Below are 12,467 nucleotides of genomic sequence, written 5' to 3'. Positions count from 1 at the left end.
GCTCATTGACACGATCCGCAAACAGCATCCGGAGGACTTCGCCTGGGGGCCGTCGATCGACCTGCTCACCGGATCAGATCGCGTGCGCCTGGCGATAGACGCCGATCAACTCGCGCCGCTGCTGGCAGATTGGGACCAGGCGGCCGCCCAGTTCCGCGCAAGCCGGGCCGGGTACCTGTTGTACAGCTGAACCGTCACATCGTGTGCAGGTCAGGCCGTTGTTCTACACCGTGCACTGGACATCGACGGCTCGTCGAGCGCAGTGTTGAGGCCGAAGCGGCCGTCATCCGCGACCTGCTGCCGCTTCTCCCGAATCGCCTTGTCGAGCACTTGGGCTTTCTCCCAGGAGGTTTCGAGCGTGGTCTTCCACACCGGGAGGGCCAAGGCCTGAGTAGGTGCGGGCTAGAACGATCGAGTGGCGGCCCGGGTCTCGCGGAATTGCCCGCGTAGTTGCATTAGGATCGCCACGCTTGCCGTCCACCCCGTCTGATGCATCGCCCCGCAGCCGTGCCCGTCGTCACCATCGAAGTACTCGTAGAACGGGACCAAGTCCCGCCAGTGCGCATCGTTTTGGAAGTAGTCGTGATCGCCGAGCACCACCCTGCGGCCATCGTCACCGCGAACAAAGATGCTGATCAGCCGCGATGCGATGTCCTCTGCCACCTCCGCCAGCGTGACCTCGATACCGCTGCCTGCGGGATATTCGATGGTGAACGTGTCCCCGAAGAAGGCATCGTAGGTGAGCAACGACTGGATGAGGAGCAGGTTGATCGGGAACCAGATCGGGCCCCGCCAGTTGGAGTTACCACCGAACATCTTGTTCTTCGACTCCGCCGGCCAGTAGGGCAACGTATGCGCCTCCTCACCTACCCAGAATGTGTACGGCTGGTCCCGATAGGCCGCAGACAGCGACCTGATCCCGTAGTCGGACAGCAGCTCATCCGGGTCCACCATGCGTTGCAGAATGCGCCGAAGGCGGTCGGGTTTGACCGCGGCGAACAACAATGCCGAGCCATCACCCTGGTCTGGGGTGAGAGCGACAGACCCTTTGAACTCGGGGTGGTGTTTGAGCACCTTCTCGCGCAGCAGCATCAACTCCGGGGTCATCTGATAGTCAGGATCCCTGGCGATGCCCACCGCCGGCACAGCTACCGTTGCTAGAACCGGGATCAGTGCCTGCATCGACACCACCCCAAGTTGGTTATGGCTACCGTCGGGGTGCACGATCGCATCGCAGTAGAAGCCCACATCGCTGTTCCACAGACTCACCCCGTCCCGGCCCGATTCCAGCGCACTGGACATGATCGCGAAGGCCAGCAGCAGTTTCTCGATGTCGTTGAGGTAGCCGGGGTAGTAGCGACGCAATTCCAAGGCGATCTCACCCATCTGGATCACCATCTGGGCCACCCAAGCGGTGCCGTCGGATTGCACGAGTTGCCCCCCGGTGGGCAGTGGATGATCACGATTGAACACGCCGATGTTGTCCATGCCGAGAAAGCCACCGGCGTAGAGGTTCTTACCTAGCGGATCCTGGGTGTTGAGCCAACTGGTCAGGCACGTGAGCAGACCGCGGTAGGCCGTCGCCAAGAAGTCGAAGTCGGGTTCGCCGCTACTTGCGGCATCGAGGAGGTACACCTCCCACGCAGCCCATGCCAACGTCGGCGGATTGGTGTTGGAGAAGTCCCACTCGTATGCCGGCACCTCACCGTGCGGGTGCTGGTAGAGGCTGGACAGCATGTAGATGATCTGCTTTTTTGCGAACGCCGGATCCACCATCGCCAACGTCACCGCGTGAAAGGCCAGGTCCCACGCGGCATACCACGGGTACTCCCACGCATCGGGCATGAGCAGCACATCCTCGTTGACGATGTGCAGCCAGTCGGCATTGCGCCCCCGCCAGCGTTCCGGTGGTGGCGGCGGCATCGTCTCGTCACCTTTCATCCACCTGGTCACGTGGTAGTTGTAGAACTGCTTGCTCCACAGCAGACCGGCGATGGCTTGGCGTTGGACGAGTTTTTCGTCCTCGCTCAACGACCGGCGCTGCCAGGAGGCGTAGTACTCGTCCGCCTCGCGCTGGCGATCGTTGAGGATCTGCTCCGCTTCGCCGAATGCATCGGGTAGCTCGGTCGGCGAAAAACGCACCGTCATGGTCCACGACTCCCCCGCAGGGATTACGGTGCTGGCCACCGCAGCTGCCTTGCTACCCCCGTCCTGATTAACCCCGTCTAGGCGCCCGTGGACGACGGCGTTGTTGACGCCGTCCTTGACAAAGGCCGAGGCATTCTCGGTGCCGAAGACGACCTCGTTGTTGGTGTTGTTCTCGCAGAACATCCACTGGGTGGGGGCGCCCTCTGCTGTGGCGTAACACCAGTAGCGCCCCAACTTGGGATGGTCGAACGTGGCACCGTGCGCGGTGCGTTCGATTCGCGGCGGCTCGTCACCGAACTGCCACGACCACAGGTTCCGGAACCACCATTGGGCTGCCGCTGTGAGCGGAGCGTCCTGAGGGCCTCGATTGACCGCAGTCATTCGGCACACCATGTCGTTGGGTGAGGCCTTTGCGTACTCCACCGTGATGTCGAAGTAGCGGCTTTCCCTCCACATCGGTTCCAGCGCGTCGAACAGTTCGTATTCAGGTTCCTCTGTACTGCGTGACTGGTTGACCGCTACGAGGTCGTCGTAGGGAAAGCGATCTTGGGGGTACTTGTAGACCACCGAAGCGTAGGAATGGGTAGGGGTGTTGTCGGTATAGAACCAGTAATCCTTGACGTCCTCACCATGATTGCCCTGCTCGTTGGTCAGGCCGAAAGGACGCTCCTTGAGGTGGTCGTCAACACCGTTCCAAAAGCCCCACCCGAAGCACAGGTACTGGGCCCGGTCGCACCACCCGGCGAGGCCATCTTCATTCCAGCGGTAGGTGCGGGACCGGGCATGGGCGTACGGGAAGTAGTTCCAAGCATCACCGTTCGCCGAATAGTCCTCCCGCACGGTGCCCCACGCCCGTTCGGACAGGTAGGTTCCCCAGTCCTGCCACGGTTCGGTCCCGGCGGTGCACGCATCCAACCGACCCTGTTCGGCAGTCTCCCCCCGTGAAGTCGGTCCCAGCAACGGGATGCGGCGGCTGGATTGCGCTTCGGCCATCACACTGTGTCCTTCCCACGAGGGGTTATGTTCGGCCATTCCGAGCCAGCTCGAAGTACAACGCCCCAAATCCATCCAACTCATTCTCGGTAGAGGGGGTCTGCTGCAGGAACAGGCTCGCCTGGTCACGATAGGCTGGGAGCAGACGGTCACGGCTGGCCTTACCGGATCGAGGTGAAGTGACTGGGTTCAATCGGTGGAAGCAACACCCTGGGACTGAGAGGGTGTTCGATGGAGCGTTCCGGCATCGGAGTGACATCTCAAGCTCGGCAAGGTGATTCCACGTGACCAGCGCGCCATCTCAATGGCGTCGAGGACCATCGTGGTGCGCATATTGGAGGCGACCCGCCAGCCGACGATCATCGGACTGAACGCTTCAGTGGTGAAGCAGACATAGGCCACGCCGGCCCAGGTGGGGACGTGGGTCAGGTCGGTGACCCACAACTGGTTGGGGGCAGTGGCGGTGAAGTCGCGTCCGACCAGATCGGGATGGCGCCCAGCGCTCAGGTCGGCCTTGGTGGTGCGGACTCGTTTACCGCGACGGATCCCTTCGATGCCGTTGGCCCGCATCAGCCGGGCGACCTGGCTTGCGGGCCCCGTAGACGCAGTAATTGTCCTTCCACAGCTCGACCAGGGCTGGGCCCCGGACTGCGTCGCGGCAGGCCCGCTGCGACGGGCGGCGGGACTTGGCAGCGTAGTAGGTGCTCGGGCCCACCGACACCCCCGCTGATCGCAGGACGGTGCAGATGGGCTCGACCCCGAACTCCTCGCGGTGGGCGTCGATGAATTCGACTAATTCTCGTGTTGGCGGTCGAGCTCCGCCCCGAAGAAACTCGCTGCTCGTTTCAGAGCCGGGGCGGCTTCGGTGCACCCGGGCGGGGCCGGTGCGGCTAACGCCGGTGCACCCGGGCAGCACGGCGTCAACGGCCGCAACGGCTGCGACCAGCCCCGCAATCCTCGAAGGAGATCTCGGCGGGGGCCGGCGGGGTGGCGGGGATACGATCGTCGCCTAGTGCCCACCGAAATCCCCACGACGTCTCATCCCGGGACGCAACGCCTGCGCGCCGGGCTTGTCGTGGGCGCACTCGGGGTTGTGTTCGGTGATATCGGCACCAGCCCGATCTACACACTGCAGACGGTGTTCAATCCCGGCGATCCACATCCGGTGCCGATCAACATCAACAACGTCTACGGGGTGGTGTCACTGATCTTCTGGTCGGTGATGGCCATCGTCACACTGACCTACGTCATGTTGGTGATGCGGGCAGACAATGACGGCGAAGGCGGGGTCATGGCCCTGATCACCCAGGTCCACCGGTTTGCGGACAAGTCCAGTCCTCGCGTCGTCGCCGCGCTGTCCACCCTCGGAATCCTTGGTGCGGCACTGTTTTTCGGTGACAGCATGATCACTCCGGCGATCTCGGTGCTCTCCGCCGTCGAGGGCCTCAAGGTCGTCGATCCGGGACTGGCCGAACTCGTGGTGCCCATCACCGTGGTCATCGTCGCCGGACTGTTCTCGGTGCAGCGCCACGGAACCGCGACGGTGGGCCGGTTCTTCGGGCCGGTGATGGTCCTGTGGTTCGTCGTCATCGGGTTCGCCGGTGTGCGCGGCATCATGGGCCACCCGCAGATCCTGCGCGCACTGTCGCCGCTCTACGCCCTCGAGTTCATGGCCGGCCATTTCCACATCGCCTTCTTCGCACTGGCCGCTGTCGTCCTGGCGGTCACGGGGGCCGAGGCGCTGTTTGCGGACATGGGCCACTTCGGCCGGGCGCCGATCACCCTCGCGTGGTTGGGCCTGGTGTTGCCGGCCTTGGTGCTCAACTACTTCGGGCAGGGCGCGTTGCTCATCGGCGACGAGAGCCACGTGAAGGCCCCGTTCTTCATGCTCTTCCCCGGCTGGGCGCAGATTCCGATCATCGTGCTGTGCACGGTGGCGACGGTGATCGCTTCCCAGGCGGTAATCACCGGGGCGTATTCGATGGTCTCCCAGGCAGCCCAGGTCGGCTACCTGCCGCGGATGCGGATCGCGCACACCTCGGAGTCCTCCATCGGTCAGATCTACGTGCCGTGGGTCAACGGCCTGTTGATGGTGGCGGTCATCGTTCTGGTCTTGGCGTTCCGCAGTTCGGCGGCGCTCGGCTACGCCTACGGCATGGCGGTGACGGGGACCATCACCATCACCACGCTGCTCTTCCTACACATCGCACGAATCCGGTGGGGGGTACCGCTGTGGCTGGTCATCCTCGGCGGCGGTGCCCTGCTGACGGTCGACCTGCTGTTCTTCGCGGCCAACCTGACCAAGCTGCTGCACGGCGCGTGGCTGCCGCTGCTGATCGGACTGATCGGCTTCACCGTCATGACCACCTGGCGGCGCGGCCGCGAGGTCGCCCTGGCCGCCAGGGAGAAGGCGGCGGAGCAGGCTCGGAGAAGGATCAAGTCGCCGGCGCCCACGCCGGGGTCCGAGCAGCTCGGGCCGCTGCGCGACTTCGTCCGCGACCTCGCCGAGCGCACGCCGGCGCTGCCCCGGTTGCCGGGCACGGCGGTGTACCTCAACCGGGGCGGCGAGGCCGCCCCACTGGCCATGCGGGCCAACGTCGATCGGATCCACGTGTTGCAGGAGCACGTCATGATCGTCTCGGTGGAAACCCAGCCGGTACCGCGAGTGCCCGATGCCGAACGCATCACCGTTGAGGACCTCGGCTATCCCGATCACGGCATCTTCTACGTGATGGTTCGGGTCGGCTACATGGAACGCCCGGACGTCCCCGCCGCACTCCGACTGGTCGATCCCGCACTGGCACAGGGACCGGTCGACATCGACCACGCCACGTACTTCCTCTCCGACGTGAGTCTGCACGCCGGAGAGGATCCGACGATGGCGGCCTGGCGTAAGCGCTTGTTCATCGCGATCTCCCGGATGACCTCCGACGCCGAGTACTTCGGGTTGCCGATGGACCGGACCGTCATCATCGGCGCCCGAATCGAGATCTGACGCGCGGTTAGGGTTGGCGGATGCCGGAGACGACGACGTGCGCGATCCTCGGCGGCGGGCCGAAGATCCCCGGTTTCCTCACACCGCGCGGACTTTTTGCGTCTCTCCGGGGATCTTGCCGGGGTGCTGTTCATTGGACGACGATGGAGCCGAGAACCCGCCAGTTGGGCTTGCCGGCGTAGAGCAGTGCTCGGACGCGGTAGTTCTCGAAGTTGGTGCTCCTGGTGCTCGGCTTCATCACCTACATGGAGCGCATCGAGCCGGGCCGGATCAGTCGCCTCGTCGATCACCCGGCGCGATTCCGGTGCTACCGACGAGGCACGATCGCAGCCTGACCACGACAAAAAAGCCCCGGCGGCCTAAGCGACCTACCGGGGCTGTTTGCTGGCTGCGTCCCGAGTTTCATGCACCCTCTGGGTTCTGTGAGCCGGCCGGTCGGCCGGTCACGAGTTGGGAATAGTAGCGGGCTTCGGCTTCGGCGGGTGGGATGCGTCCGAGGCGGTGCATGAGGCGGTCCTGGTTGTACCAGGCGACGTAATCGGCGGTGATGTACTCGACGTCGCCGACGGTGTTCAGTGGGCCGCGACGGAACGGTGAATCGGCGCGGACGCATTCGTTCTTGTAGAGTCCGATCGTTGTCTCGGCCTGGGCGTTATCGAAGGCGTCCCCGACGCTGCCCACTGATGGCCGGATGCCCGAAAGACTCAGTTTCTCAACGAATTTCACGCTCGTGTACTGACTGGGTTCAATCGGTGGAAGCAACACCCTGGGACTGAGAGGGTGTTCGATGGAGCGTTCCGGTTCGTGGATGGTGACGTTGTCGGGCAGGCCGGCGATGCGGTCGCCGGGCGCGCCGCCGACTCGACGTGATGTGGTGCGGGAGTTCTGGGGTCGGATCGCCGAGGGGTTGAGTACCGCGGACGCTTCGGCCGCGTGTGGTGTGTCGGAGGCGGTGGGGTGTCGGCTGTTCCGTCAGGGTGGCGGCATGCCAAATGTTGCCTTGGAGCCACCCTCGGGTCGGTATCTGCCGTTTGCTGAACGTGAGGAGATCGCGCTGGCGCGCGAACGCGGTGAGGGGTGTGCGCGACATCGCCGCGATGCTGGGGCGCTCGCCGTCGACGATCTCGCGGGAATTGGATCGAAACGCGGCCACCCGCACCGGCCGGATGGTCTACCGGGCCTCGGTGGCGCAGTGGAAAGCTGAACTGCGTTCCCGCAGGCCGAAGGCCGCGAAGCTGGTGACCAACCCGCAGTTGCGCGCCTACGTGCAGGACCGCCTGGCCGGGGCGGTTCACGCCGAGGACGGAACAATCATCGACGGACCGGGCACGCCGGACTTCAAGGGCCGCAATAAACCCGCCGCCAGGACCGACGTTGGGTCACCCGACTTAGGACATTTGCCTTAGTAAGCCATGTTGATGCCCAGGCCGGCGAGGATGGCGCGTTGGGCTTCGGGGATGTCGGGCGGGAAGGTCTGGCTGGTGCCGTTGATGGCGATGGTCGCCGAGCGCAGCGGCCGGAGCTGCTTGATGACGTTGGCGATGGCGAGTCCGCTGCGTTCCTGGATGCAGTGCGCCACGGCTAGGGCGGTGAACACGATGGTCAGGTGGGCTTCGATCGCGTCGCGGGTGCGGTGGAACATGGGCCGGGCTTGTAGGTCGCTTTTGGACATGCGGAATGAGCGTTCGACGTGCCACAGGTCGTGGTACTTGGCGATGACCTCGCCGGCCGCCATCACGGTGGTGTCGAGGTTGGTGACGTAGCCCTTCAATCCGACCAGTGATTGCGCCCGCGCGAGGGCGGCCTCATCCAGCATGCGATCACCGGCATGGGTCTTGACGAATCGGGTTGATTTGGCTGCCTTTTCACCGTTGATGACCGCGCGGGCGCGGGTCTCTTGGGCGTAGAGGGTCTTTTGGTCACGGCGTGCGCGTTTGGCTGAGTACGCCCAGATCGCCCGCCACGCCCCGGGGTGCTTCTCGGCGTTCCAGACCGGTTCGGCGCGCTTGTTGGTGTCGTTGACCTTGGTGTTGCCGTGCCGGGGTGTGACGGTGTCGATGATCTGACCGTCGGTGAAAACATCACCGTTCCAATGGAAATGGCTGGCCAGATCGATCGGGGCCTTGACCGCCCGTGATCCGACGATGAACCCCAATCCTGCATCGTCGAGGGCGGCGAGGTTGGCCGCGGAGAGCATGCCGGCGTCGGCGGCGACCACCATCGGGATGTCGGTCAGGTCGTGGCGCTGAGCGAAGGCGGTAATGATCGGCACCAGGGTGGTCGTCTCAGCGGTGTTGCCCTCAAAGCAGCCGATCTCCAACGGGAAGCCGGTGCGGTCGACCAGCAGACCGACCACGATCTGCGGATCCACCCGCCGCTCCTTGGAATAACCGACCTTGCGCAGCTCGTCTTCGTTCTCCGCCTCGAAATACAGCGTGGCCACGTCGTAGAGCAGCAGGCTCAACGCGCCCCGGTTCTGCGCATGTGTGAAGCAGCGGACCGCGATCGCATCACGGTATCCACCGATGTTGATCATCGCCAGGTGTCGTTGAATTGTTCTGTAGGACATCGGTTCTGCGCCCAGATCGGCCAGCACCCGCAGAGAATCGAGCTTGCTGGTGGGCTCCACGATCCGCGCGATCACCAGGTCCCGGAACACCGGATCATCGACAATGTCGAATCCGACCCAGTCATAGATCGCCCCGATCACGTCATAGAGCAATCGGGAACTGGTCGCCGCGGTCCGCCCTGGGGGTGCCACCGCCCCCTTGGGCACACCCGCTGACAACGTCAACGTGCCGGTCCGCCAGTCCGCGATATCAGCCACCCGCGCCACACGGGCCGACACCTCGAAATCGAGGACATCCTGATCCCCGGTCGCGATCCGGCGGGCCCGTTCCAACAGAACACCCAGTTCGGCGTCGGTATGGGCGGAGCCGACATGCTCAACGACGACGTCACGGCGGCCGTCCTTGCGCATCACCTGCACCGCGACCGCGCCCGAGGCGGTGCGCACTTTGCGCACGAACACCCACCGAACCCTACCCGCTTAGTAAGCCAAAACGCCCCGACAGCGAACCATATCCGCAGCTCACAGCAATTCCGACCGCGAAATCCCGCAGAGGTGTCCTAACTCAGGGGATGGTTCAATCGGCATCGCCTTCTGCTCGATGACGTCCTGGCCTATCGCGAAGAGCGCCGCACCCGCCAGTACGAAGCCCTGGCAGCTACCGCTATCGAGGTCGATGCCGACGACGACCCCGAGACCGTCCGACGGCAGCTCCGTGAGGCACGTCGAAGTGTCGCCGATCGGCGCCGCGCCACAAGCGCTGCAGGCTAATCGGCACCGTGTTCGCAGCCCTGCTTGACACTTCGGTGTTATGGCCCAGTCTGCAGCGCGACTTCCTGCTCTCCCTCGCGATCGAAGGCCTTTACCGCCCGCTGTGGTCGTCGGCCATCCTTGACGAGCTGCAGTTCCACGAAGCTCGAAAACTCATTGACCGCGGCTGCGAACCCGACGCAAGCCGCGAGAAAGTCGCAACGCCTTATTGGCCAAATGTCAACGGCTTTCGACGACTCGCGTGTTGACACTGGGAACCCCTCGATGGCACTTTCGGACTTCCGGACCCAGATGACGAACACGTGGTCGCCGCCGCGCTCGTCGGCGGAGCGCAGGTCATTGTCACCAGCAACCTCAAAGAATTTCCTGCGCAACGCATCCCGACACCGCTTCGGGTCATATCCCCCGCCCAATTCGCCGCAAACACCGTGGCCGTCTCTCCTACGGTTGCGCGGTATGCCATCACGACCATGTTGTCTCGGTTTCATGGTTCCACCACTGACCGTCGAACAGTTCGTTGAGCTGCTCGTTACGCGATACAACATGACAGAAGCAGCTGAACTCATTCGCGGCACTATCTAGAACCAACCACCGGCGAGCAGACAGGCTGACGTCGCCGCTGAGCATCTCGCCGAATTTGTTCGCGATATCGACGAGGTCGCCCCTCATTCGATCAAAATCAGCTCGTGAGAACTTTCGTAATCTTCTCCCAACTCGTTGGCCACGTCCCATTCGTCGAAGCCGTAGTCGATCTCTAGCGCCTCGACGGAATCGGCGAAGAACACGTCAAGCGCATCGGTATGGTGACCGATTTTGCAGACTGCGGCAGCACCTTCGGTGAGGCGGAAAATCACGCCGCAATCGCTGCTGAAGGTCCAAGTCGGCTCGCCGTGCATTATCTGGCTGATCGTGATCCGCACCACGTATACGTCAGTGATCTGCTCACCTGCATGTTGGAAAAAGACGCGTCCTTCCCGTTGAGCTTTCGCCAGTCCTTCGGAGTCCCTGTGCACTGATAATTGGCCGTACTCTTCGGAGTAGCCTTCAAAATCGCTCTCCGCCAATTCGGCGTGAATGCGAACTTCGCCGGCGTCGGTCGCGACGATGACGTCGTCCCATGAGAAGTGATGGCCCGGCTTTTCCGGTGCGGGCTTACCAGTCGCTAGTCGCCAGCGCTTTCCCTTCAGCGACCGCAAAGCCGCGAGGGAACCCTCAGTGAGGTGAAACATGGCGTTGAATGTCATTTGTCGACGCCCTTCTTAATGAAATGGATTCGCTGGTAACCGGTTACGCCTAACCCACTGGTTTTTATAGTGAGCGTCACGCCGGGACTCCCCTTCGTGCTTGTGATCCGCCGATACACGGCGACGGAAAGATCAGGAAAGTCGACCCGCGAACCATTCCCGTTCGCGGTTCGCACATCTTTCAGATTTCCCTTGAGAAGCCGCCAGAACTTTTCCGCCGTGGCGTACGGGTCCACGGAGGCGATCGTTCGAACCTTGCTGCTCTTTCCGGGGTCGCCGAAGTACCCGCCCGGTGATACAGGGAAATGATCGGCCAGTCGTTCGATGCTCGCTTTGATTGCGTTGTGGGCCCGCACATTTGCGCCGCCACCGATTCGCGGTCCCACTTCAGGCGGCCTTCCTTACGCGAGAACGTTCGGGCAGGTAATGCACGACCTCGACATCTGAACCCAATGCCTGACGAATGTGGCGGTGATCGGACCCGTGGAGGATAACTACCGGCGGGGCGAGCCGATCAACCATCTCGTACAGGCCCCGGATGAAGCCGTGGCGGAACTTCCCCACTCGCCATAGCCCGTGGGTAGAAATTGCGACCACCGAACCCCGCTCAACGCCTGCGAAGCAGTGTTCGTAATCGCGGTGATCACACCATCTCAGGTTAGGCACCACCCGAATCCCACGGTCGGCGAACAGACGGCCGAGCGCCCGGTTGAGCCACGTCGCCGTGACACGAAATTGTGGCGGCGCCTCATCCCAGATTGAGAAGTCTGGAGACGTGATCCCCCAGAGCCCTTCGAACTGGGAGATGAACCGCTCCGGATTTCGGATCAGTCGGCGCAATTTCCTCTCGTCGACGTAGAAGTTCGCGAGTACAAGCCGGCGTTCAGTCGCCTTCCCGATCTTGTCGTAGGCCAACATCGCCGTCGGCAGGTCGTCAACTGGGACGAGGGGCAAGACCGGGATCTGATAGTCGGTAACTACCTCGGCTCCAAGCGGGAACCACGGCGGAAGGCCCATGACGAGCGTCCGGAGAACTTCTTCGGTGAGGCCTTCATTACTACGGAGATGGGGTTGGCGGGTTACCATCCAAAAGTCCCTTCTTAGCTTTGCCGCGCCGATCGGACGTTTTCGACGGTTGCTGCCGTCGGGATTGGCTGGGTGGGTGCTTGCAGGCACCCACCCAGCATTTATGTAGTGCGTGTTTAATTGGCTATTCCTTTCTCTGCGTGCCGATTTCGCTCTTTCGCATCGGCCGCCCCCACCATCCCAACGCCTAGGGTGGGGGCGTCAGGTGACTTCAGTATCGGGTACGGCGATGCCGATCAGGCTGCGACACGCCTTAGGAAACACAAGATATGGGGCTTATCTCCATTCCCGTGCACAGCATCTTGTGGCAACGGGGCGCTGGTGGCCCACTTGACCAGCGGTCAAGTGCGCTCGGATCCACCGTTGTTTCTGCGCGTGCACAGTCGCACTTAACGTGCAGTGGCGCGCACAACGTGCGCATAATGCCGTCGGAAGCCTGCTCCAGGCCGCCGCGGACGACCGACTAGTCTCAGATTGGTCCCAAGACCAACTTCAGACCCCTGAGACGAAGGTAAAGTCGAACGCAAAACCGCTGTTCAGAGCCAGTTTTTTGGTCGGGCTGACAGGATTTGAACCTGCGACCACTTGACCCCCAGGCACCAGCAGCGGCGTTTCGTGGTTCCACCCGAGTCCATCCCACGCCGTCCTAGCTGGGCTGTCT

At 63.0% G+C, this 12,467-nt stretch carries 8 protein-coding genes, 3 pseudogenes and 1 other annotated feature; of the genes and pseudogenes, 3 read left to right on the top strand and 8 right to left on the bottom strand.

Translation table 11 applies throughout. The features are described from left to right. Positions 1-190 (top strand): hypothetical protein (locus ADBZ5N_RS12775; protein ID WP_526257853.1); only part of this gene is annotated, 190 nt, incomplete at its 5' end. A 20-nt stretch (positions 191-210) separates the two neighbouring features. Here the strand turns inward: ADBZ5N_RS12775 and ADBZ5N_RS12770 are convergent. The 3 genes and pseudogenes from ADBZ5N_RS12770 to ADBZ5N_RS12760 all read right to left on the bottom strand — a co-directional run. Further along, positions 211-384 carry a hypothetical protein gene (locus ADBZ5N_RS12770; RefSeq protein ID WP_526257852.1) on the bottom strand — a complete coding sequence of 58 codons (174 nt, stop codon included), beginning with the start codon at positions 382-384 and terminating at the stop codon, positions 211-213. 18 nt (positions 385-402) lie between these two features. Further along, positions 403-3,141 (bottom strand): MGH1-like glycoside hydrolase domain-containing protein, encoded by a 2,739-nt coding sequence (locus tag ADBZ5N_RS12765; RefSeq protein WP_526257851.1) that lies wholly within the window; start codon positions 3,139-3,141, stop codon positions 403-405. Between the two features lie 237 nt (positions 3,142-3,378). After that, a pseudogene (locus tag ADBZ5N_RS12760) lies at positions 3,379-3,982 on the bottom strand (DDE-type integrase/transposase/recombinase); the annotation flags it as partial. Further along, positions 3,848-3,979, bottom strand: a sequence feature (AL1L pseudoknot). Its footprint overlaps the pseudogene before it by 132 nt. A gap of 171 nt (positions 3,983-4,153) precedes the next feature. Here ADBZ5N_RS12760 and ADBZ5N_RS12755 point away from each other — a divergent pair. Then, positions 4,154-6,136 (top strand): potassium transporter Kup, encoded by a 1,983-nt coding sequence (locus ADBZ5N_RS12755; RefSeq protein WP_526257850.1) that lies wholly within the window; start codon positions 4,154-4,156, stop codon positions 6,134-6,136. 402 nt (positions 6,137-6,538) lie between these two features. On the opposite strand, the pseudogene ADBZ5N_RS12750 reads toward ADBZ5N_RS12755, so the two are convergent. Beyond that, positions 6,539-6,877: pseudogene (locus ADBZ5N_RS12750) on the bottom strand (integrase core domain-containing protein); the annotation flags it as partial. Between the two features lie 46 nt (positions 6,878-6,923). On the opposite strand from ADBZ5N_RS12750, the pseudogene ADBZ5N_RS12745 reads away from it, so the two are divergent. After that, positions 6,924-7,518: pseudogene (locus ADBZ5N_RS12745) on the top strand (transposase); the annotation flags it as partial. Positions 7,519-7,538: 20 nt separating this feature from the next. Here the strand turns inward: ADBZ5N_RS12745 and ADBZ5N_RS12740 are convergent. The 4 genes from ADBZ5N_RS12740 to ADBZ5N_RS12725 all read right to left on the bottom strand — a co-directional run bounded on the left by ADBZ5N_RS12740 (position 7,539) and on the right by ADBZ5N_RS12725 (position 11,806). Beyond that, positions 7,539-9,116, bottom strand: coding sequence for an IS1634 family transposase (locus ADBZ5N_RS12740; protein WP_526257854.1), 1,578 nt, complete (start codon positions 9,114-9,116; stop codon positions 7,539-7,541). 1,025 nt (positions 9,117-10,141) lie between these two features. Further along, positions 10,142-10,720, bottom strand: a complete 579-nt coding sequence (locus ADBZ5N_RS12735) for a hypothetical protein (RefSeq protein ID WP_526257849.1) — start codon at positions 10,718-10,720, stop codon at positions 10,142-10,144. After that, positions 10,717-11,106 carry a hypothetical protein gene (locus ADBZ5N_RS12730; protein ID WP_526257848.1) on the bottom strand — a complete coding sequence of 130 codons (390 nt, stop codon included), beginning with the start codon at positions 11,104-11,106 and terminating at the stop codon, positions 10,717-10,719. The genes ADBZ5N_RS12735 and ADBZ5N_RS12730 overlap by 4 nt, the downstream gene beginning before the upstream one ends. A 1-nt stretch (position 11,107) precedes the next feature. Next, complete coding sequence (locus ADBZ5N_RS12725; protein ID WP_526257847.1) at positions 11,108-11,806, bottom strand: DUF4417 domain-containing protein; 699 nt, start codon at positions 11,804-11,806, stop codon at positions 11,108-11,110. Between the last annotated feature and the right edge of the window lie 661 nt (positions 11,807-12,467).

This window comes from Mycobacterium sp. (assembly GCF_044370595.1).
In the GTDB taxonomy this organism is placed as follows: domain Bacteria; phylum Actinomycetota; class Actinomycetes; order Mycobacteriales; family Mycobacteriaceae; genus Mycobacterium.
The sequence above is the reverse complement of the archived record's forward strand: the minus strand, read 5'-3'. Positions and strand labels throughout refer to the sequence as shown.

Coding starts and splice junctions, on each gene's coding strand:
- ADBZ5N_RS12765 (WP_526257851.1), bottom strand. CDS start 3,141: ATGGCCGAAGCGCAATCCAGCCGCCGCATCCCGTTGCTGGGACCGACT.
- ADBZ5N_RS12740 (WP_526257854.1), bottom strand. CDS start 9,116: ATGCGCAAGGACGGCCGCCGTGACGTCGTCGTTGAGCATGTCGGCTCC.
- ADBZ5N_RS12735 (WP_526257849.1), bottom strand. CDS start 10,720: ATGACATTCAACGCCATGTTTCACCTCACTGAGGGTTCCCTCGCGGCT.
- ADBZ5N_RS12725 (WP_526257847.1), bottom strand. CDS start 11,806: ATGGTAACCCGCCAACCCCATCTCCGTAGTAATGAAGGCCTCACCGAA.